The organism is Paenibacillus sp. AK002 (assembly GCF_053903045.1).
This window is the reverse complement of the sequence record NZ_CP096377.1, coordinates 1,088,327-1,109,173: the sequence shown is the minus strand read 5'-3', so window position 1 is coordinate 1,109,173 and position 20,847 is coordinate 1,088,327. Positions and strand designations below refer to the sequence as shown.

Here is a 20,847-nt window from a genome sequence, read left to right as displayed (position 1 = left end):
CATTCACTGAAAACATCATACAACATTTAATATCGAATGTAAAAACGTTTGCACAGATCATTTTTCCCCGTTTTAGGCATATAATCTTCTATTACCTTCGATATTCACTGTATTTCGTAAGTTATCATAAAAATAGTTGTGCAGATCCTGTGCAATCCTGTCATTTTGCACGTTATTTGAGACAAGAAGCCATCATAAATGCCTGCTCGTTGAACAAACGTTTGCACAATAGTGGGAAATAGAAACAGATGTACCCGGGTCTGCCATGAGCGGATCTTGCATCTAAGCTTGGCTTCCCCATGTATTTCCGATAACAGCAAGAAAGGACTACCGCTTGTGATCTTTGAATAACCGATCTGCGGCAGTCCTCCTATTTTTACGAATCGTTGTTAGTGAAAGAGCTTGCTTATTGCAGTGCTTTCAGCGCAATGTCCGTCCGGTTAAACTTGCCTTCAAACGCAATCGCTTCTGCCCGTTCATAGGCTTTCGCGCGTGCCGCAGCGATATCCGTGCCTAAACCGACAACGCCCAGGACACGTCCCCCGTTCGTTCTCCAGGTGCCATCGGCATCGCGAGAAGTGCCCGCATGAAATACGATCGTCCCGTCCTTCTCGTTGTCCAGACCAGTAATCGCAATTCCTTTTGGATACGATGCAGGATAACCGCCGGAAGCCAGGATGACGCATACGGCTGCCTCGTCACTCCACTCCAGCTCAAGATCGGCCAGGGTCCCGTTCACGGCAGCAAGGAAAACGTCAAGCAGATCGGTCTTCAGGCGCGGCAATACGACCTGCGCTTCCGGATCGCCGAATCTGGCATTGAATTCAATGGTCTTCGGTCTGCCGTCCGGCGTGATCATCAATCCGGCAAACAGAACGCCACGGAACGGACGTCCTTCGTCAACCATCGCTTTTGCCGTAGGCTTGATGATCGTCTCAATGGCCTCTTCGATGATGGACGGCTGAATATGAGGCAATGGCGAATACGTTCCCATTCCTCCGGTATTCGGCCCCTGGTCCCCGTCATACGCCGGCTTGTGATCCTGCGCGGCTGACATCGGCTTCACGGTTTCTCCGTCCACAAAGGCGAGGATCGACATTTCCTGGCCTTCCAGGAACTCCTCGATAACTACGCGGCTTCCGGCATCGCCAAACACCTTCGATTGCATGATGTCGCTGAGTGCCTGCTCGGCCTCCTCGATGGTCCGCGCAACGGTAACGCCCTTGCCTGCTGCGAGCCCGTCCGCTTTCACGACGATCGGCGCGCCTTGCTGGCGCAAGTAAGCAAGCGCCTCCTCGTAATTGTCGAACTTCGCGTAAGCCGCTGTCGGTATGCTGTATTTATGAAGCAGATCCTTCATGAAGGTTTTGCTGCCCTCGATTTCGGCCGCGTTTTTGCGCGGACCGAATACCGGGATGCCCGTAGCGTCAAACGCATCCACGATGCCTTCCGCCAGCGGATCATCCGGACCGACAACTATGAGTCCCACCTGCTTCTCTACGGCGAAAGCCGCCAGCTTATCAAATTCCGATACCGCAATCGGCACGCATTTTGCCAGCTGCCCGATTCCGGCATTGCCCGGCGCACAGTAAATGGTGCCTGCTTTCGGGCTCTTTGCCAGTGCCCATACGATGGCATGCTCTCTTCCGCCGCCTCCGATAACCAAAATATCCATGGTTTATCCCTCCCGAATCATTTCATATTGCCCGCGATATCGTTTCACCGCATGAATCATTTACGGGGCAAAGCGATAAGTCGGCCTTTCGCCCCTTAAACGTAAAGGCGGCGCGCGCTAAGCGCGGCGTCGCCTCTGCCAATGTTGATTGAAAGGGGTATACTTCGAATGCAGTCTGATGTCTGCAACCAAGCCCCCGTCATTTTTTAGCGAATGAATTAGTGCTTGAAATGCCTCACGCCGGTAAAGACCATGGCGATCCCGTATTCATTGGCAGCCTTGATCGATTCCTCATCCTTGATGGAGCCGCCCGGCTGAATGATGGCGGTAATGCCGGCTTTCGCCGCAAGCTCCACCGTATCGCCCATTGGGAAGAACGCATCGGAAGCGAGAACCGCGCCTTTGGCTTTCTCTCCCGCCTGCTCCACCGCAATACGCGCGGAACCGACTCGGTTCATTTGACCTGCGCCTACGCCGACGGTCATGTCGTCAGCCGCCAATACGATTGCGTTCGACTTGACGTGCTTGACCACCTTCCAGCCGAAGAGCAGCTGCTTCAGCTCGGCTTCGGTCGGCTCACGGTCCGTCACGACCTTCAGGTCAGCCGCATCGAGGGAATGCACATCGCTTTCCTGCACGATCATGCCGCCTTCGATGGTTGTTACGGCAAGCGTGCTTTGGCGCTCCTTGGCCGAGCCGAACTCGCCCATCTTCAGCAGACGGATGTTTTTCTTTTTCGTCAGAATCTCCAGCGCCTCCGGCGTGAAGTCCGGTGCCAGGATAATTTCAAGGAAAATATCCTTCAGCAGATCGGCCGTCGGAGCGTCAATCGTCCGGTTTGCGGCCACGATGCCGCCGAAGATGGACGTCGGATCCGCATTGTAAGCCTTTTGATAAGCTTCCAATACATTCGTCCCGATACCGACGCCGCAAGGATTCATATGCTTCACGGCCACCACGGTCGGCTCGTCGAATTCCTTCACGATCTGCAGGGCCGCGTTTGCGTCATTGATATTGTTGTAGGAGAGCTCTTTGCCGTGCAGCTGCTCGGCGGTCGTCAACGTTCCGGCGGGAGCCAGCGGCTTCCGGTAAAATGCCGCCTTTTGATGTGGATTTTCGCCGTAGCGAAGGTCCTGGATCTTCTCGTAGGTGACGCTGAAGCGCTCAGGAAGCGGATCCCCTGTCACATTCGACAAATAGTCGGAAATGAGCGTATCGTAGGCAGCCGTATGACGGAATACCTTGGCTGCAAGGCGTTTACGGGTTTCCAGCGTCGTATCGCCGCCGCCGCGGATTTCCTCGATCACGCTGCCGTAATCCGCCGCATCGACAACCACGCTCACAAAAGCATGGTTTTTCGCAGCCGAACGCAGCATCGTCGGACCGCCGATGTCGATATTTTCGATCGCATCTTCATACTCGACATCCGGCTTCGCGATCGTTTCCTGGAACGGGTACAGGTTCACCACGACCAGATCGATGTAATCGAGGCCCAGCTCCTGCATTTGACGCTGATGCTCCTCGCTGTCGCGAATGGCAAGCAAGCCGCTGTGCACCGCTGGATGAAGGGTTTTGACGCGTCCGTCCAGAATTTCCGGGAATCCGGTCACATCGGAAATGCCGATGACAGGAACGCCTTCTTTTGCTAGGAGGTTCTTCGTCCCTCCTGTCGAAATGATCTCTACACCCAATGAAGACAACTCGCGGCAAAATTCCACGACGCCGGTTTTGTCCGACACGCTGACCAAAGCTCTTTTGATACCCACGTTCATACCCCCTATTTTGAATGAAAATCTACTAAGTTAGGCCTGTCTTGATACCGTAGATGCTGTCGAAGATCCATAATTGCAAATTATTTCCCGAGAAATATCGAACATGTCGATTCACTGTAAGACCTTGTCCGCTTTTATTACAAAAGCCTATTAGGCAATCGTCACATTCCGCCCGTTCAGCGAAATCCGCCCCTCGGCAAACCAGGAAACGACTTCAGAGTATAACTTCTGCTCCACGGCGTGAATGCGTTCTGCCAGCGTTTCCGCCGTATCGCCGTCCTTGATTTCAACGGCCTTCTGAGCGATAACCGGCCCGGTATCCATGCCGCCATCCACGAAATGCACCGTGACGCCGGTCATCTTGACGCCATACGCAAGCGCTTGGCCGATCGCGTCTTTGCCTGGAAAAGCAGGCAGGAGCGAAGGATGAATATTGATAATCCGCCCGTTATAGAACTCGACAAAGGAAGGGCTCAATAGCCGCATATATCCTGCAAGGACAATCAATTCGACACCGCGCTGCTGAAGCTCTGCCGCAATTTCCCGTTCGTAATCTTCCTTAGAGGCATATTCCTTCGGCTGAAAGGCGAATACATCCACATTCGCCGCTTTAGCCAGCTCCACGACGGGAGCCTGAGGCTTGTCGCATACCAGAATGCTGATCTCGCCGCCCAGGGCTCCGCTTTGCTGCGCATCGACCAAAGCCTGAAAGTTGCTGCCTCTTCCGGAAGCGAACACCGCCATCCGAAACGCTCTCATTACACCTCAGCTCCCGTGAAGGTTACGATGCGCTCGCCTTCGGTCACGCGGCCGATCACATAAGCCTCTTCGCCTGCGGAGCGGAGATATTGAAGTGCCCCGTCAGCATCCTGCTCCTTGACGACAAGCACCATGCCGATTCCCATATTGAATGTCGTAAACATGTCCTTGTTCGAAATGCTGCCTTTATCCTGCATCAGCTTAAAAATCGGCAGAATCGGCCAAGCGCCGTATTCGATGTCGACGTTGACGCCCTCCGGCAGCATGCGCGGAATATTTTCGATGAATCCGCCGCCCGTGATATGCGCCATGCCCTTCACTTCGATCTCTTTCAACAGCCCGAGCAGCGGCTTCACATAAATCTTGGTTGGTGCGAGCAGTACGTCGCCAAGACGTCCGCCCAGTTCCGGAAGCTCCTGCTGCAGCGAGTAGCCGGCATCCTCTAGCAGCAGCTTGCGGACGAGCGAGAAGCCGTTGCTGTGCACGCCGCTGGAGGCCAGTCCGATTACCGTGTCGCCTGCCGCGATATTCGACCCGTTGATCATTTTGCTTTTGTCGACAATCCCCACGGTGAAGCCCGCGATGTCATACTCGCCTTCGCTGTACATGCCCGGCATCTCCGCCGTTTCCCCGCCGATCAGCGAGCAGCCCGCCTGGTTGCATCCGTCGGCGATCCCTTTGACAATGGACTCGATTTTGGACGGAATGACCTTGTCACACGCTAAATAGTCGAGAAAAAAGAGCGGTTCTGCACCCTGCACCACAATATCGTTCACGCACATCGCTACCGCATCGATGCCGATGGTATCATGTTGGTCCATCGCGAATGCAAGCTTCAGCTTTGTGCCGACGCCATCCGTGCCTGAGACGAGTACCGGCTCTTCATATTGGTCTTTATTCAGCTTGAACAGTGCGCCAAAACCACCGAGGTCCGTCATGACTTCCGGCCTGAAAGTCGTTTTGACATGCTTTTTCATCCGCTCTACCGCTTCGTTGCCTGCAGCGATATCCACGCCTGCTTGTTTGTAAGTATCAGACACGCGCTCAACACTCCTTTTTCGTTATGACGAAAGTATCAGTTCACACATCATTTATGGGCTTAATCAATAATCAGCTTAAAGAGGTTGTTCAAACCAACCCTCTCGGTGCTGAAAACCGACCTTTTTGAACACGCACTTAATGGGTGTATCCGAGAAAAAATGGCTGTCCGCTGCAGAATCAGCAGCTGCAGCCCATCTTCTCTTCCCCGTTGAAATCAATCTGCGTCGGGTACTCATTATCAAAGCATGCCATGCACAAGCCGCCTTTAGGGCTGTGCTCATCATAACCGCCAATGGCGGATATCAGTCCCTCCGGACTCAGGAACGACAGGGAATCCGCATTGATCTCCCGGCAGATTTCCTCGACGCTTTTCTCGGAGGCGATTAATTCCCTGCGGTCCGGCGTATCGATGCCGTAGAAGCATGGATTCTTGAACGGCGGCGACGTAATCCGCACATGCACTTCGGTCGCGCCCGCTTCGCGAAGCAGGTTGACGATCCGGCGGGACGTGGTTCCCCGTACGATGGAATCATCGATCATGACCACCCGTTTGCCTTCGACCACGCGCCGTACCGCGCTCAGCTTCATCTTCACGCCCTGCTCGCGCAGCTCCTGGCTCGGCTGAATGAACGTCCGGCCCGTGTATTTATTCTTGATCAATCCCAGCTCGTAAGGAATGCCCGTCTGTTCGGCATAACCGATGGCGGCCGAGATGCTGGAGTCCGGTACGCCCGTAACTACATCCGCATCCACGAACGATTCCAGGGCCATTTTGCTGCCCATCCGTTTGCGGGCCGAATGCAGGTTGGAGCCGTTCAGATCGCTGTCCGGACGGGAAAAATAAATATATTCCATCGCGCACAACGCTTTGCGTCCCGCTTCCGTGTAACGCTCTTCCCGAAGTCCGTTCCGATCGAGGATCAGCAGCTCCCCGGGAGCGACGTCGCGAATCGCCTCAGCTCCGATAACTTCAAGCGCACAGGTCTCGGAGGTGAAGATGTATGCATCGCCCAGACGACCCATCGTGAGCGGACGGAGTCCGTTCGGGTCCGAGGCGACGAGCAGCTTGTCATTGGTCATGAGCAGAAACGCAAAACCACCCACCAGGCGCTGCAAGGCATCCTTGGCAGCCTCGACAAAATCCTTCGGCGAACGCGCGATCAGATGCGCAATGACCTCCGTATCGCTTGTCGTCTGGAAAATGGAGCCTTCCATCTCCAGCTCGCGCCGAAGCTTCGGCTCGTTCACGATGTTGCCGTTCGTAGCAATCGCCAGATTGCCCTCACGATATTTAAAGACGAGCGGCTGCGCATTCGTCAGCCTGCTGTCCCCGCTGGTCGAATACCGGACATGCCCGATCGACATGCTGCCCTGCAGCGATTCCAGCTTGTCTTTATCGAACACTTCTTTGACCAGCCCCATACCGCGGTGATAATTGAAATTCTCGCCGTCGGCCACGCAGATTCCCGCGCTCTCCTCGCCGCGGTGCTGGAGGGCGTGAAGCCCGTAATAGGAAAGGGAGGCGGCATCGGGATGCCCAAACACCCCGAATACGCCGCACTCTTCTTTTAAGGTATCGAAAATATCGCTCTGACCTGTTCCCTCATTGTAGTAATCCCCTGTCCACAGTCCTTCGGGTATCAGTTCATGAGACATGGAATGGCATCCTCCCAGACGGATTTCAAAGCCTCCACGGATTCTTCCAGCGCAGAAGCACCGTTAATGTTAATGCTAAGCTTGTTTCCGCCGACTACGCCAAGCGCGGTAAATGGAACGCCCGCTTCTTGCAGGAGCTTCTCCAGCGCATTCTTGTGATCAGGAGACGCGGACAGCACGATCCGGGATTGGCTCTCGCTGAACAGCGCCACGTCGTTGCGCAGATCGGTTGCCCATTTCACGCTCGCGCCGATGCCGCCGCTGATGCAGCTTTCCGCAAGCGCTGCTGCAAGTCCGCCCTCCGACACGTCATGCGCCGATTGGACCAGACCCGATTGGATGGCCTTCAGTACGCCGCCGAGCAATTTCTTCTCGGTATCCAGGTTCAGCTCCGGCGGTCTGCCTTCCGACACCCCGTGCAGGATCGCTTGGAACTCGCTGCCTCCCAGTTCGGCACGGGTATCGCCCAGAACGTAGATGGCATCGCCCTCCGCCTTGAAGGCTTGCGTCGTAATATGATCCGTATCATGGATCAGGCCGACCATGCCGACAACCGGCGTCGGATAAATCGCGCCCTTGGCATTCTCGTTATAGAGGCTGACGTTCCCGCCGATGACCGGCGTTTCAAGCTCGCGGCAAGCTTCCGCCATGCCGTCCACGGCTTTTTCCATCTGCCAGAAAATTTCCGGCTTCTCCGGGCTTCCGAAGTTCAGGTTATCCGTAATCGCCAGCGGCTCGGCACCGGAGCACACGATATTACGAGCTGCTTCGCTAACGGCGATTCTGCCGCCGAGCTCAGGATCGAGGTAGACGTAACGTCCGTTGCAGTCCGTTGTCATCGCCAGGGCTTTGCGCGTTCCGTGCACCGTTACGACGGCTGCATCCGAGCCCGGACGAACGGCCGTGCTGGTGCGAACCATATAATCATATTGGTTGTATACCCATGCTTTGCTTGCAAGGCTTGGCGAACCGAGCACCTTCTTGAGGGCGCCGCCCAAGTCCTTCACTTCTTCATAACGGAGCGTATCCACCGCAGCCTGCTCTTGATAATAAGCCGGTTCTTGGGATGGTTTGTTATAGATCGGGCACTCGTCGACGAGCGCTTTAACCGGCATGTCGCCAACCACCTCGCCGTGGTGGATCAGCTTCAGGCGACCATCGTCCGTTACCTTGCCGACTTTGGCGCAGATAACGCCCCAACGCTCGAAGATTTCGCGCGCTTGTGCTTCATGCTTCGGCTCAACGACGAACAGCATGCGCTCCTGGGATTCCGACAGCATCATTTCATAAGGCGTCATGCCCTCTTCGCGCTGAGGCACCTGATCCAGGTACAGCTCCAGACCATTGCCTGCTTTACTTGCCATTTCTGCACTGGAGCAAGTCAATCCAGCCGCGCCCATATCCTGAATGCCCAGCACGATGCCGGAATCGATCAGCTCAAGGCAAGATTCCATCACGAGTTTCTCCATGAACGGATCGCCGACCTGAACGGCCGTACGGTTCGCTTCGGATTCCTCCGTCAGTTCTACGGAAGCGAAGGTCGCGCCATGGATGCCGTCGCGGCCAGTTGGTGGCCCGACATAGAAGACCGGATTGCCTACCCCTTTTGCAACGCCGCGCTGAATCTTGTCATGGTCGATAACGCCTACGCACATCGCATTGACCAGCGGATTGCCTTCGTAGCTCTCGTCGAATACCACCTCGCCGCCTACCGTCGGGATTCCGATGCAGTTTCCGTAGCCGGCTATGCCGGATACCACGTGTTCGAACAAATATTTAACGCGATCGCTCTCCAGCTTGCCGAAACGAAGCGAGTTCAGAATCGCTACCGGTCTAGCCCCCATGGAGAAAATATCGCGGATTATGCCGCCTACGCCCGTAGCTGCGCCTTGGTAAGGCTCTACAGCGGAAGGGTGGTTATGGCTTTCGATTTTGAATACGACCGCTTGGTTGTCGCCGATATCGACGATCCCTGCGCCTTCGCCCGGTCCCATCAGGACGCGCGGGCCGCTTGTCGGGAAGCGGCGAAGCAGCGGCTTGGAGTTTTTGTAGGCGCAGTGCTCGGACCACATGACGCTGAATACGCCGATTTCCGTGTAATTCGGCTTGCGTCCCATGAAGGAACAGATCAGCTCATACTCGCTGTCCGAAACTCCCATCTGCTTGTAAATCTGATGCTCTGCGATCTGTTCTGCCGTCGGTTCCTTAACGGACGTTTGCTGCGCCATGAGTATCCCTCCATGCCTGTAATATGGATGTAAACATTGCTTTACCGTCATCCGAGCCGAGCAGGCTGCTGACCGCGCGCTCCGGATGCGGCATCATGCCGATTACGTTGCCGCGCTCGTTGCAGATGCCCGCGATATCCTCGATCGAGCCGTTCGGATTGTCTTGATACGTAAATACGATTTGCCGGTTGTCCCGGAGCTTTTGAAGCGTTTCTTCATCACAGTAATAGTTGCCTTCGCCATGCGCGATCGGAATGACAATCTCTTGTCCCTCCGCGTAATCGCGGGTAAACGGCGTTGTATTATTGTTCACTTTAAGCACCGTGTCATGGCAGCGGAATTTCATCGAATCGTTGCGCCGCAGGGCTCCCGGAAGGAGTCCGGCCTCCGTCAAAATCTGAAATCCGTTACAGATGCCCAGAATATACTTGCCCTCTTCCGCCGCTTTCGCCACTTCGTTCATGACCGGGGCGAACCGGGAAATCGCACCACACCGCAGATAATCTCCATAGGAGAATCCGCCCGGCACCAAAATACAATCGTATGGGGAAAGGTCCGTTGCCGTATGCCAAACATAATCCACCGGCTGACCGATCGTCTCTTCTACCGCCTTATAGCAGTCAATGTCACAGTTGGAGCCAGGAAAGACCAGCACTGCAAATCTCATTGGTTTAGCCCTCCAATTCATAACGGTAGTTCTCTACCACCGTATTGGCCAGAAGCTTCTCGCACATTTCTTTCACTCGTTGCTCGGCTTCCTCACGGTTGTCCGTGCCCAGCTCAAGCTCCATATATTTACCGATCCGCAGGCTTTCCACTTCCTTGTACCCTATCGAATGAAGCGCACCTTGCACCGCTACCCCTTGAGGGTCCAATACGCTCTGCTTAATCGTGACGTAGACCTTTGCTTTCAACATTGTATCCTGTTCCTCCTCGGTATATATGAATGAAATGGTTTATCAAAGCTTACAGGCTAACACCCGTGATTCGGCTGTAAATATCGCTGTAGCGGCGCGTTGTCTCCTCTACCACGGCTTTCGGCAGCGGATCCGGCTCACTGTTCTTATCCCAATCGGACGAAGCAAGATACGTGCGTACCGGCTCCTTATCCATACTGTCGATCTCAATGTCGAGCGCATAATTGTTCTCATCCCAGAAACGGGAGGAATCCGGCGTGAAGATCTCGTCGATCAGGACGATCTCTCCGTCGATCAATCCAAACTCAAACTTGCAATCGGCCAAAATAATGCCGTGCTTGCGGCAGTAATCGCGGGCAAACTTGTACAGCATCAGGCTTTTCTCCTGCAGCTGCAATGCCAGCTCTTCGCCGACAAGCTCCTTCATGCGGGAAAGCGAAATGTCCTCGTCATGGCCGACATCGTTCTTGGCCGCCGGCGTGAAGATCGGCTCCGGAAAAGCCTCGTTCTTGCGCAAGCCCTCCGGCAGCTGAATGCCGTTGACCTCGCCCGAGGACTGATACTGCCTCCAGCCTCCGCCGGTGATGTACCCGCGCACGACGCATTCGATATCGATGCGCTCGGCCCTCCGGCACACCATGATGCGTCCGTCCAGCAGGTCCTTGTCCTTGACGGCATCGCCCAGCAGGTTCACGTCGGTATGCACGACATGATTGCGGATGAGCTGCTCCGTTTGTTCGAACCAGAAGGCGCTCAGCTTGTTCAGCACGGTTCCTTTAGCCGGCACGGGCGGCTCCAGCACATAGTCAAAAGCGGAAATGCGGTCGGTTACTACAATGAGTACGTGCTCGCCCAGGTCGTACAGTTCACGAACCTTGCCCTTGTACAGCAGCGGTACGTTGACCAGATGAGTGGCGGTCGATAATGCCGGTAATGTCATGTGTTCCTCCCCTTAGACTAGAGATTGTCTGCCTGTCATCAATACGAATGCGGATTATTTTTCCGATCTCTGTTGCCCCCAGATTTCTATTACATAAGATTTAATGGTTGAAATCCGGGGGCAGCATATGCTTTCGATGCTAGCTTTCCGATGGAAAGCTTTCAGGAGACCGCTATCGCTTCTCCAAAACAATTCCGCCTTCTCCGTTGTAGAAATTGAATTTCTCTAGATCTTTTATGAATGCGGATTAATTTGGTTTCTTAACTACTCCAGCCCCAGCTTGGCAAAAATCGTATCCACATGCTTCAGGTGCCAGCTTGGATTGAAGGCATCTTCGATCTCCTCGGCGCTCAGCACCTCGGTGATCTCAGGCGTGGATTCCACGATCTCGCGGAATTGACGCTGCTCTTCCCATGCCTGCATGGCGCGTGGCTGAACGGTGTCGTACGCTTGCTCGCGGCTGAAGCCCTTGTCGATCAGCTTCGTCAGGATCCGGCCGGAGAAAGGAACGCCATATGTGCGGGCCATGTTGCGCTTCATGTTCTCCGGGAAGACCGTCAGGTTCTTCACGATGTTGCCGAAGCGGTTCAGCATGTAGTTCAGCAGCATCGTAGCGTCCGGCAGGATGATACGCTCTACCGAGGAGTGGGAAATGTCCCGCTCATGCCAGAGCGATACGTTCTCGTAAGCGGAAACCATGTGGCCGCGAATGACGCGGGCAAGGCCCGAGATGTTCTCCGAACCGATCGGATTCCGTTTATGCGGCATCGCGGAGGAACCCTTTTGTCCTTTGGCGAATGCCTCTTCTACTTCGCGAACCTCACTCTTCTGGAGCGCGCGGACTTCGGTAGCGAATTTCTCGAGCGAAGTCGCGATAAGGGCAAGCGTCGCCATGTATTCCGCGTGACGGTCACGCTGCAGCGTCTGGGTCGAGATCGGCGCCGCTTTCGTGCCGAGCTTGCGGCAAACGAATTCTTCGACCGAAGGATCGATATTGGCATACGTGCCGACGGCACCCGAAATTTTGCCGTACTGCACGCCGTCAGCCGCATGGCGGAAACGCTCCAGGTTGCGGATCATTTCTTCATGCCACAGCGCCATTTTCAAGCCGAAGGTCGTCGGCTCTGCATGAACGCCATGCGTTCTGCCCATCATCGGGGTATGCTTGTAAGCCAGTGCCTTCTCTTTCAAAATACCGATAAAACGCAGGATGTCCTGCTCCAGAATATCGTTGGCTTGCTTGAGCAGATATCCCATCGCGGTATCCACCACATCCGTCGAAGTCAAGCCGTAGTGGACCCATTTGCGCTCCTCGCCAAGGCTTTCCGACACCGCACGGGTAAAAGCGATGACATCATGGCGGGTTTCCTGCTCGATTTCATAAATCCGATCTAAATTGAAGGTCGCATTCTGGCGAAGCTTAACGGTGTCCTCCTTCGGAATGACGCCAAGGTCGGCCCATGCCTCGCATGCGCACAATTCCACTTCCAGCCATGCTCTGAACTTGTTCTCCTCGGTCCAAATCGCCCGCATTTCCGGTCTGCTATAACGTTCAATCATCGTTTAATCCTGCCTCCAAATATTAGTTTTCTCTACCCATTCGAGCGCGTCATCGACGTCCCCGCACAAGAGGTTGATATGTCCCATTTTGCGGTTAGCCTTCGCCTCGCTCTTGCCGTAAAGATGAAGCTTAGGCACAACGCCGAGAGACTCTGCAAGCGCGTCGTGCTCTCCAAAACGCCGTACGGCTTCCTCCAGATGCTGCCCCAGGAGGTTCACCATGACGACCGGGCTCAGCAGCGTCGTGTCCCCGAGCGGCAGATCGCAAATCGCTCTCACATGCTGCTCGAATTGAGAGGTGGAGCATGCCTCCATCGTGTAGTGCCCCGAGTTATGCGGACGAGGCGCAAGCTCATTCACGAACAGCTCCCCCTCCTCGGTCACAAACATCTCGACGGCCAGCAGGCCAACAGCTCCCAAGCCTTCTGCCACGCGTTCCGCGAGCTTGCATGCTTTGCGCTTGACTTCGCTCGGCACGCGCGCGGGCACAATCGACAAATGCAAAATATTGTTGACGTGCACGTTCTCTGCCGGCGGGAAGCTCTTCACGATGCCGCTGGGCGTACGCGCCGCAATGACGGAGATCTCGCATGCGAACTTGACGAACTTCTCCAATACCAGCTCAGTCCCGCTGGCAGCCAGCTCCTTGTAAGCCGATTCGAGTTCATCTTCGCTGCGGAGAACCGCTTGCCCTTTACCATCATAACCTCCCGTGGCGGTCTTTAGCACGCACGGAAGTCCAAGTTCGGAGGCGGCGGACAACAAATCTTCCAAGCTTGTTATTTCACGATACGGTGCAACCGGCACGCCGGCCGCTTCGATCGCGGCCTTCTCGCGCAAGCGGTGCTGCGTAGTGTACAGCAGCTTGCTTCCCTGAGGAACATAAGACTGCTCCTCCAGAAGCCGGGCCACGCCCGCATCGACATTTTCGAATTCGTAGGTAATGACATCGGCTTTCGCCGCGAGCTGCCGGGCAGCCTCGACGTCGTCGTAACGGGCCGTAACCTGCTCGGCCATCTGGCCGAGCGGAGAGTTCGGCGTCGGATCAAGGGTGACGAACGAATATCCCATCCGGATTCCGTCCAGCGCGATCATTCGTCCGAGCTGCCCGCCGCCGAGTACGCCAATGACCGAACCCGGCAAAAGCTTTCTGCCGGTTGCTCGCGTCTGCTGTGCTCCGTTCTCCATCATAGGTTATCGCTGCTTTCCAGCACTTCGTCCCGGATCCGGTCACGGCGCGCCTGCACTCTTTCGCGAATTCCTGCATCCGAGGTGCCGAGAATTTGCGCTGCGAGCAACCCCGCGTTCGTGGCTCCCGCTTTGCCGATCGCTACGGTTGCTACCGGAATGCCGCCTGGCATCTGCACGATCGACAACAATGAATCCAGACCCTTCAGCGCTTTGGATTTAACCGGAACGCCGATGACCGGCAGTACCGTCTTCGAAGCGACCATCCCGGGCAGGTGAGCGGCTCCGCCGGCTCCGGCGATGATGACGCGAAGCCCCCGGCCCTCCGCCTCCTCGGCATAACGGAACATCAGGTCCGGCGTCCGGTGAGCGGATACGACTTTTTTCTCATAAGGAATTTCAAGCTCGTCTAGCACCTGGCATGCATGGGACATCGTATCCCAATCTGATTGGCTTCCCATAATGACTCCTACTTGTGCTGTCATGAGTTACCCCCGCTTTCTGCGAAATTCGACATTCATATGACTGCTGAAAAAAAAGTCCGATCCCGTAAACACAAAGTTCTGTGCAGGTCTCGGACATACAAGGATTACGAACGCTGCCGCCTGCGTCAAGCAGAAGAGCCTTGCGCATCCGCCGCCTAAGAAGCAAACATGAAGCCAAGCCCCGTCGTTGCCGCACCGTTTGTATTCCCTCGTAGTCCGAAAATTTACGGTTTTCGGGTAGAGACTTCCGGGCCATATCCCCGGCTTTATACGAGACATATTAAATTTCATCAATCATGCTTCATAAGTTATTTTGAACCTCAACATCCTCAGTTTATCAATTTCTGACACCTAATGTCAACCTAAACACGAACAATCGGATTTATAGAAAAAATAATGTTCGTATCTAGGGAGTGAGCAATGCTGCAGCAAAAACTTCCAGGAGACTGCGGCATTAAAAAACGTAGACAACTACTGAACATTAAAGGGCATGAGCTGTTCATGTGGAGCATAGTCGGCGCTGCGCTGACGCTTCGTGATTCCGATCGCTGTTAAACACGGGAAACTGGATAGGACTATAATGGATGTTTCCCGTGTTTAAAGGCGAACGCTAGCGCTTCTCCATCCACGATTCGTCTGCTCCGCTGGAGCGAGAACCTTTTTTGCTGCTGCATAGAGGGTAATGGAAAAGTATTATCGCAGAATAAAATAAGACCGTGTTCTGCTCTTTAATTGTAGCTACTTGCACAAGGAAGATGGGGGCGAGTGTCGAAATCTTATCATCCGACGTGAATATGAAATACGACAAAATATCTAATCGGAAATTTATATTTGAATCTCGCAAAAGCGGAATCTATTTCTAAGGAGAAACCAATGGCTATCTATTTCGTAAGGCATGGTCAGGACGAAGAAGGGTATCGCGGAGGATGGAGCCAGCGAGGGCTCATCGATGAAGGGATCAGGCAAGCGGAGAAGCTGGGGCAGTACTTGGATGAACACAAGCATGATTTTAATATTCAGCGCATCATTTGCAGCGATCTGCAAAGGGCTTGTCAGACAGCCGCAATCATTGCTGATAAACTTAGCCTGCCCTTGAGCGGCTCCGAGGATTGGCGGGAGACCAATAACGGTCTGCTCGCCGGAATGCCCCACGCATTAGCGGAAAAGAAATTTCCGGGGCTCTATTTTTCCAGCTTACGGATGGACGAGAGATACCCTGGAGGTGAAAGCCCGCAGGAAAATTTCCAGCGGATCAAAGATACCTTCACCAAACTATGCCAGGATCAGGAATCGGCGAATCATCATGAAAATGTATTGGTGGTTACTCACGGGGGAGTGATCAACATCATTTATCATCTAATCAAGGATATGGCATGGACCAATAAGAATCCGTTCTTCCCGGCGGCGAACACCGGGCTGCACCGAATCGAGTCTCGCGACGGGCGATGGGAGCTTACCATGGAGAATGCAACCCCTCATTTGTAATCGAGCATCGGGCATTTTCCGTCGTGCCTGTTTTACCGCTCCCCATGCTTGATGGCATCTACATATTGTTTGGCTTCAACCAAAGACAATCCCAATTCTTCTCTTACGGCTTTAATCGCTTTAATATCCTGCCCATCCTGCAGCAGCCGTTTGACTTCCGCAGGCACCGGCGGCTCGGGTATTCCTAAATGGCTTGCGATTTGGTTCAATGTGGCCTGCTGCCGTTTCATTCGCTTCTCTATGGCCGTCATTCGGCTGGAAGCCACAAGACCGACCAGAACGACCAAGATGATAAGAAGTATAATTTCCATAGGAGCCTCCTCTGACCAAATAATCACGAACGAAATGTTCCTATCAAAAAGGGACGCCTTCGCGTCCCTTCCACATTATTTTACGACAAGTACCGGAATCGTTGCATGCTGCACCACGTTATGGCTGACACTGCCCAGCACGAACTCGCGGATGCCGCCAAGGCCGCGGATGCCGATGACAATCAGGTCACTGCCGTTCTGATCCGCATACTCCAGGATGACTTCGGCCGGAGGACCCTGGATCATCTCCACTTGACCGTTAACGCCCGAATTCTCGATCCGCTCGCGGATTTCCTCCGTCGTCTGCACGGCCAGATCGTAAACATCTTTATTGAGTGAAGCTGGAATCGGGGCAAGCCCTTCCCCAACGAAGAAACGAGGAAAATCGTAAGCATGAATGACATCCAGCGTTGCTCCCGGCGTTACCTTGGCAAGTTCCACCGCACGTCCGAGCGCTTTATTCGCTGCTTTGGAGCCGTCGTAAGCTAGAAGAATTTTAGTAAAAAGCATACAGGCCACCTCTTTCTGTTGTTAAAAGACCTACTACTTATTATTAAACAGCTTCATACCGGTATGAAACGAGCTTGCCGACTAACTGTCGGCGACATCCCTATGTAAATCATGGCAAACAAGCTAACCCCAGAAATACGTATACAATGCAACGTTTACGACTAGCAGCAGCGGTACTCCGGCTTTAAATGATAAATGCCTCGTCTTATGACGCTTGCGGTACATCGCGATCCATACGCCCAAAGCCCCGCCTATGGCGGCCAACAGAAAAAGCGTCCTCTCCGGAACGCGATCCCGTCCCAGCCGGGCACGCCGCTTATCCTCGGACATGACCAGATAGGCTACCGCATTGATAAAAATAAACCAAACGATCAGTGCAGGTCTCACGTTGGTTCACGCACCCCCATTTCAACTGATCGATCTTGCCAATCAGCCATTAGCTATACGTTCTACCGCTATTATAAAACCGCAGGCTGATGAAGACAATGCCCGGCCATGCCCTAGGGGCATGACGCCAAGCGCTGTCCTTGATGCCATTACGAGGACACCGGCCGGCGTCGTAAGATTCGACCGGCCCGTGCCCCGCATAATGACAACCCAAACATTTCTTAACCGCCACGAGCCATCAAGATTCGTTCTTGGGTATTTCGTTCAGGCTCGGAACATAGTCTGCAGCCTTTTTCGGCTTGAGGGTTTTGCTCTCCTCCAGAATGCTTGATTTGTTCTGCTGGTTTTCGGTCTTTCTCGCTTTATGGTTCGGCATGCAAATCACCCCCTGTCCGTAGAATGGGCCATTGCACCCGAGGTTATGCTCACAACGGCAAGAAAAACGCAATTCACCTTAACCCCATGAGATTAACGCTCGAGAGACTATTCCTTCCCCTTCTGCTCAAACGCTGCCTTCAACAGGTCGCCCAGGTTGGAACCGATCGACTCCTGCTTGCTGTACTGCTGCACGAGCTTCCGCTCCTCACGTTTGTTCACGTGCTTGGCGTCCTTCTTCAGCGTTTCCGTAATGCCGCAGCCAAGGCACTGCACGAACAGCCCTGCCTTGCCTTCCTTCATCTCCATCTTCTTATGGCACTGCGGACAACGGCGGTTGGACAGGCGTTTCTCGCCTGAGCGCTTGTACCCGCAATCGTCACTCGGGCAGACAAGCAGCTTGCCGCGCTTGGTCTTCTTCTCGAGCAGCCTTGTGCCGCAATCCGGACAGTGGCTGTTAGAAACGTTATGAGGCTTGTATTCCGCTTCGCTTCCCTTCACGTCCGTGACCAGCTTCTTGGTCATATCCCGTATGCCGCGCAGGAACGGTTCCGGCTTGCCCTGCCCCTTCGCGATCCGCTCGAGCTCGGCTTCCCACCGCGCCGTAAGCTCCGGCGTCCGCAGCTCCGGAGCGACCAGCTCGATCAGCTGCTTGCCTTTGCCCGTCGGATGGAGGGTTTGCCCCTGCCGTTCGATCGTGTCGGAGCTGACCAGCTTCTCGATGATGTCGGCGCGGGTTGCCGGGGTTCCGAGGCCGTGCTTCTCCATCTGGGAGAGCAGCGCCGCCTCGTTATAACGCTTCGGCGGCTGAGTCCGTCCCGGCTTCAGCACGCAGCGGACCACCTTCACCGCTTCTCCTTCTTTCAGCTCCGGCAGGAGCTTGCCCGAAGAAGATGGGCCCTGATCCTCGTCGCTCTCGTCATCCGTGTCATCCTCATAGTCGCCGCCGTACACCTCGCGCCATCCGCTGTCCTTGATCGTGGTCCCTTTCGCATAGAGCTGCTCGCCTTCAATCTGCACGGTTACCGATACGTTATCGTAACGGGCAGGCGGATAGAATAAGCTGATGAACCGGCGCACGATGAGATCGTACAGCTTGCGTTCATCGACCGACAGCTGATTCAGCAGCACGGTCTGTTCGGTAGGAATGATGGCATGGTGATCCGTAACCTTGCTGTCGTCCACGACCCGTTTGCCTGGCGACAAATTTTTGCGCAGCAGCGGGCGCGCAATGGACGCATACGGTCCGATCGCAATGCTCGACAGCCTTTCCTTCAACGTCCCGACCATATCGGACGTCAGGTAACGGCTGTCCGTGCGCGGATAGGTGACCAGCTTATGCTGCTCATACAGGCGCTGCAGCACATTCGAGGTCTGCTTGGCCGAGAACCCGAATCGGCGGTTGGCTTCCCGCTGCAGCTCGGTCAAATCGTATGCCAGCGGATGCGGTTCGGTTTTCTCGCTCTTTTTCACGCTCACGATTTTTCCGGTGCTGCCCTCCAGCTTCTGCTTCAGCTTGGCGGCCTTGTCCTTCTCGAATAAACGGCCGTCCCCGCCGGCCGGACGCCACGAAACCTCAAAGCTTCCGAGATCGGCCTGCAGCGTCTCGTATTCCTGGGAGCGGAAATTCACGATCTCCTTCTCGCGGTCCATGATCATCCCGAGCGTCGGCGTCTGGACCCGGCCTGCGGACAGCTGCGCATTGAATTTGGTCGTCAGCGCGCGCGTCACGTTCAGTCCAACCATCCAATCCGCTTCCGCCCGGCAGCGCGCGGACTCGTACAGCCGGTCGAACTGCTGCCCCGGCTTGAGGGAAGCGAAACCTTCCTTGATTGCCTTATCCGTCTGGGAAGAAATCCATAACCGTTTGAACGGCTTGTTCCACTTCGCCATTTTCAGGATCCAGCGCGCAAGCAGTTCCCCTTCGCGGGCGGCATCGGTGGCAATGATCATCTCGCCGACATCCGAACGCTTCATCAGATGCTGCACCGTCTTGAACTGGTGGCTTGTTTCCTTCAGCACCTTAAGCCTCGTGTTGTCCGGCAGGATCGGCAGATCCTCCAGCGCCCAGGTCTGGTACTTCTTATCATAGTCCTCGGGTTCGGCAAGCCCCACCAAATGTCCAAGCGCCCAGGTCACAATATATTTCGGTCCTTCAAAATAATTCTTCTGCTTCTCGCGGCTGCCCATCACTCTCGCAATTTCCTTCGCAACGGACGGCTTCTCAGCCAATACTAATACTTTCATAGCCCTCCCCTTCCTCTGTTCCCCTATTATAACCTCCCAGCGATTGTTTCCACAAAAACGAATCAGATCATTTTCTTCGCCAGCCGGGTGAACGCATGATGGGCACATGCCGGACAGCCCTGCTTCTTCAAATCCTCGATCGTGGCAAAATCGCCCTGCACGCCCACCTGCAGCTCGCTCTGGCATTGGGTGCATCGGTAGGTTCGGATCGTCCGCCGAACCTCGCCTGTATAAAGCTCATCCTCAAAAGAGCCCTTAATCGGCGGCTCCGTATATTCCGTCGTTGTCAGCACGATCATTTGGCTGCTATTGCCGATCATCTGCGCTCCGATATATTGATTGAAATGAAGTTGCACCTGTCTGACCGACAACCCCATGCGGACGAATTCGCGCTGCATGGACCATGTGAAGTCGGGTGATTTATGTGCGAAGGATAGGAAGATGGGGCAGCCCTTCTCGGGCTTCAACGCGTTGATGCCACGGGACAAGAACAAGGTCAAGCCTTGAAGCGTGTACGGCGGATCCGTAAAAAAGCAATCGTGTTGCCCTTTCCAGCCCTCTGGCAGAGGCTGCCTGAGGTCAACATGCCTGCAGGTAACCGATACATCTTCCCTTGCAGCCATGTCACCGATAAACTGCAGGAAGCGTTCATCGATATCCATCACGGTAAGGCCCGCTCTCTGCTCCTTCGCGTTCGGGAAGAGCCGTTTCAGCAGCAGGCCAAGCGAAATGCTCACGAGATCGTCGTCGCCCACGCACAGGATGTTTTTCCCGATCAGGCTGTGCTCCCTCAGGCACAGAATCGCCCTCCGGAGACTCGTCTCGACCGTGCATTGGGATTGGTCGATTTGAACATCGACCTGCGGGCGCCGGTCCAGAATCTCCGTGAGCCTCGCCAGCACATCGGAAAGCTCCGTCCGCCAATCGGCTTCGCCGGCCAGCAGCTTTTGATACAAATCGATATCGATGCCTCCGTATCCCAGCTTTTGTTCGACATAAAGCTTTCCGGCAGAGGTGCATCGCACTCCCCGCTCTTGAACGAGTGCTCCGGCTTTGATGAGCTCCTTCTTGATCGCGGCAGCGACCGGAAGCGGCAGACAGGTATGGCGTGCCAGATCTTTGGTGGATATGCCCGGGCGCATATAACTTGCTGCCAGCAGCTGTTCGATCACCTGGGTACCTTCCTGCAGGGAAACCTTCTTTTTTACTTCTTCTATATAATGGATCATGTGAAATCACGCTCTCTTCCTGAGTATGAGTTGCATTTCCCCTGGAAAAGAACACACATGACCCCCTGCGTGCTGAAAAACC

The 20,847-nt window shown here is 54.7% G+C and carries 19 protein-coding genes and 1 riboswitch; of the genes, 1 reads left to right on the top strand and 18 read right to left on the bottom strand.

From position 1 onward, the window contains the following. Positions 1 to 406: 406 nt before the first annotated feature. The 12 genes from purD to purE all read right to left on the bottom strand — a co-directional run bounded on the left by purD (position 407) and on the right by purE (position 14,221). Complete coding sequence (purD, locus tag M1D70_RS04745; RefSeq protein WP_456289262.1) at positions 407 to 1,675, bottom strand: phosphoribosylamine--glycine ligase; 1,269 nt, start codon at positions 1,673 to 1,675, stop codon at positions 407 to 409. Between the two features lie 218 nt (positions 1,676 to 1,893). Further along, the gene (gene purH / locus M1D70_RS04740; RefSeq protein WP_036661938.1) at positions 1,894 to 3,441 is read right to left on the bottom strand and encodes a bifunctional phosphoribosylaminoimidazolecarboxamide formyltransferase/IMP cyclohydrolase; all 1,548 of its coding nucleotides are present in this window, start codon (positions 3,439 to 3,441) and stop codon (positions 1,894 to 1,896) included. A 156-nt stretch (positions 3,442 to 3,597) separates the two neighbouring features. Next, positions 3,598 to 4,206, bottom strand: a complete 609-nt coding sequence (gene purN / locus M1D70_RS04735; RefSeq protein ID WP_009592350.1) for a phosphoribosylglycinamide formyltransferase — start codon at positions 4,204 to 4,206, stop codon at positions 3,598 to 3,600. Further along, entirely contained in the window at positions 4,206 to 5,246 is a 1,041-nt protein-coding gene (gene purM / locus M1D70_RS04730; protein WP_009592292.1) for a phosphoribosylformylglycinamidine cyclo-ligase, read from the bottom strand. The genes purN and purM overlap by 1 nt, the downstream gene beginning before the upstream one ends. Positions 5,247 to 5,424: 178 nt before the next feature. Beyond that, positions 5,425 to 6,903, bottom strand: a complete 1,479-nt coding sequence (gene purF, locus M1D70_RS04725; protein WP_009592356.1) for an amidophosphoribosyltransferase — start codon at positions 6,901 to 6,903, stop codon at positions 5,425 to 5,427. Further along, positions 6,888 to 9,131 (bottom strand): phosphoribosylformylglycinamidine synthase subunit PurL, encoded by a 2,244-nt coding sequence (gene purL, locus M1D70_RS04720; RefSeq protein ID WP_375120895.1) that lies wholly within the window; start codon positions 9,129 to 9,131, stop codon positions 6,888 to 6,890. The genes purF and purL overlap by 16 nt, the downstream gene beginning before the upstream one ends. After that, a complete protein-coding gene (gene purQ, locus M1D70_RS04715; protein WP_012819095.1) occupies positions 9,109 to 9,798 on the bottom strand; it encodes a phosphoribosylformylglycinamidine synthase subunit PurQ in 690 nt (229 codons plus the stop codon). The genes purL and purQ overlap by 23 nt, the downstream gene beginning before the upstream one ends. A gap of 4 nt (positions 9,799 to 9,802) precedes the next feature. After that, positions 9,803 to 10,048: a phosphoribosylformylglycinamidine synthase subunit PurS gene (purS, locus tag M1D70_RS04710; protein ID WP_006208285.1), complete on the bottom strand. Its 246-nt coding sequence runs from the start codon at positions 10,046 to 10,048 to the stop codon at positions 9,803 to 9,805. 49 nt (positions 10,049 to 10,097) lie between these two features. Continuing rightward, on the bottom strand, positions 10,098 to 10,988 hold the full coding sequence (locus M1D70_RS04705; RefSeq protein WP_456289261.1) for a phosphoribosylaminoimidazolesuccinocarboxamide synthase: 891 nt from the start codon (positions 10,986 to 10,988) through the stop codon (positions 10,098 to 10,100). Positions 10,989 to 11,252: 264 nt separating this feature from the next. Next, positions 11,253 to 12,548 (bottom strand): adenylosuccinate lyase, encoded by a 1,296-nt coding sequence (gene purB / locus M1D70_RS04700; RefSeq protein WP_456289260.1) that lies wholly within the window; start codon positions 12,546 to 12,548, stop codon positions 11,253 to 11,255. 3 nt (positions 12,549 to 12,551) lie between these two features. Continuing rightward, complete coding sequence (gene purK / locus M1D70_RS04695; RefSeq protein WP_456289259.1) at positions 12,552 to 13,739, bottom strand: 5-(carboxyamino)imidazole ribonucleotide synthase; 1,188 nt, start codon at positions 13,737 to 13,739, stop codon at positions 12,552 to 12,554. Further along, positions 13,736 to 14,221: a 5-(carboxyamino)imidazole ribonucleotide mutase gene (gene purE / locus M1D70_RS04690; RefSeq protein ID WP_009592351.1), complete on the bottom strand. Its 486-nt coding sequence runs from the start codon at positions 14,219 to 14,221 to the stop codon at positions 13,736 to 13,738. Before purE ends, purK begins: the two co-directional genes overlap by 4 nt. A 192-nt stretch (positions 14,222 to 14,413) precedes the next feature. Continuing rightward, positions 14,414 to 14,515: riboswitch (purine riboswitch) on the bottom strand. Positions 14,516 to 15,094: 579 nt separating this feature from the next. Between purE and M1D70_RS04685 the strand changes: the two genes are divergently transcribed. Then, positions 15,095 to 15,706: a histidine phosphatase family protein gene (locus M1D70_RS04685; protein ID WP_456289258.1), complete on the top strand. Its 612-nt coding sequence runs from the start codon at positions 15,095 to 15,097 to the stop codon at positions 15,704 to 15,706. A 32-nt stretch (positions 15,707 to 15,738) separates the two neighbouring features. On the opposite strand, the gene M1D70_RS04680 is transcribed toward M1D70_RS04685, so the two are convergent. From M1D70_RS04680 to M1D70_RS04655, 6 genes are all read right to left on the bottom strand, one after another. Further along, positions 15,739 to 16,017 (bottom strand): hypothetical protein, encoded by a 279-nt coding sequence (locus tag M1D70_RS04680; RefSeq protein ID WP_456289257.1) that lies wholly within the window; start codon positions 16,015 to 16,017, stop codon positions 15,739 to 15,741. A gap of 75 nt (positions 16,018 to 16,092) precedes the next feature. Then, on the bottom strand, positions 16,093 to 16,527 hold the full coding sequence (locus M1D70_RS04675; protein WP_456289256.1) for a universal stress protein: 435 nt from the start codon (positions 16,525 to 16,527) through the stop codon (positions 16,093 to 16,095). 123 nt (positions 16,528 to 16,650) lie between these two features. Beyond that, positions 16,651 to 16,914 carry a DUF1294 domain-containing protein gene (locus tag M1D70_RS04670; protein ID WP_009592299.1) on the bottom strand — a complete coding sequence of 88 codons (264 nt, stop codon included), beginning with the start codon at positions 16,912 to 16,914 and terminating at the stop codon, positions 16,651 to 16,653. A 238-nt stretch (positions 16,915 to 17,152) separates the two neighbouring features. Further along, a complete protein-coding gene (locus M1D70_RS04665) occupies positions 17,153 to 17,290 on the bottom strand; it encodes a hypothetical protein (RefSeq protein WP_006208278.1) in 138 nt (45 codons plus the stop codon). 107 nt (positions 17,291 to 17,397) lie between these two features. Next, complete coding sequence (locus M1D70_RS04660; protein WP_456289255.1) at positions 17,398 to 19,536, bottom strand: DNA topoisomerase III; 2,139 nt, start codon at positions 19,534 to 19,536, stop codon at positions 17,398 to 17,400. Positions 19,537 to 19,598: 62 nt separating this feature from the next. Further along, entirely contained in the window at positions 19,599 to 20,765 is a 1,167-nt protein-coding gene (locus tag M1D70_RS04655; RefSeq protein ID WP_456289254.1) for a bis-aminopropyl spermidine synthase family protein, read from the bottom strand. Between the last annotated feature and the right edge of the window lie 82 nt (positions 20,766 to 20,847).

Bases quoted from the DNA above. Each gene is read 5' to 3' on its own strand.
- purD (WP_456289262.1), bottom strand. From the start codon at position 1,675: ATGGATATTTTGGTTATCGGAGGCGGCGGAAGAGAGCATGCCATCGTA.
- M1D70_RS04660 (WP_456289255.1), bottom strand. From the start codon at position 19,536: ATGAAAGTATTAGTATTGGCTGAGAAGCCGTCCGTTGCGAAGGAAATT.
- purQ (WP_012819095.1), bottom strand. From the start codon at position 9,798: ATGAGATTTGCAGTGCTGGTCTTTCCTGGCTCCAACTGTGACATTGAC.
- M1D70_RS04680 (WP_456289257.1), bottom strand. From the start codon at position 16,017: ATGGAAATTATACTTCTTATCATCTTGGTCGTTCTGGTCGGTCTTGTG.
- M1D70_RS04685 (WP_456289258.1), top strand. From the start codon at position 15,095: ATGGCTATCTATTTCGTAAGGCATGGTCAGGACGAAGAAGGGTATCGC.
- purL (WP_375120895.1), bottom strand. From the start codon at position 9,131: ATGGCGCAGCAAACGTCCGTTAAGGAACCGACGGCAGAACAGATCGCA.
- M1D70_RS04675 (WP_456289256.1), bottom strand. From the start codon at position 16,527: ATGCTTTTTACTAAAATTCTTCTAGCTTACGACGGCTCCAAAGCAGCG.
- M1D70_RS04705 (WP_456289261.1), bottom strand. From the start codon at position 10,988: ATGACATTACCGGCATTATCGACCGCCACTCATCTGGTCAACGTACCG.
- purB (WP_456289260.1), bottom strand. From the start codon at position 12,548: ATGATTGAACGTTATAGCAGACCGGAAATGCGGGCGATTTGGACCGAG.
- purF (WP_009592356.1), bottom strand. From the start codon at position 6,903: ATGTCTCATGAACTGATACCCGAAGGACTGTGGACAGGGGATTACTAC.
- purS (WP_006208285.1), bottom strand. From the start codon at position 10,048: ATGTTGAAAGCAAAGGTCTACGTCACGATTAAGCAGAGCGTATTGGAC.
- M1D70_RS04665 (WP_006208278.1), bottom strand. From the start codon at position 17,290: ATGCCGAACCATAAAGCGAGAAAGACCGAAAACCAGCAGAACAAATCA.
- M1D70_RS04655 (WP_456289254.1), bottom strand. From the start codon at position 20,765: ATGATCCATTATATAGAAGAAGTAAAAAAGAAGGTTTCCCTGCAGGAA.
- purK (WP_456289259.1), bottom strand. From the start codon at position 13,739: ATGATGGAGAACGGAGCACAGCAGACGCGAGCAACCGGCAGAAAGCTT.
- purN (WP_009592350.1), bottom strand. From the start codon at position 4,206: ATGAGAGCGTTTCGGATGGCGGTGTTCGCTTCCGGAAGAGGCAGCAAC.
- purE (WP_009592351.1), bottom strand. From the start codon at position 14,221: ATGACAGCACAAGTAGGAGTCATTATGGGAAGCCAATCAGATTGGGAT.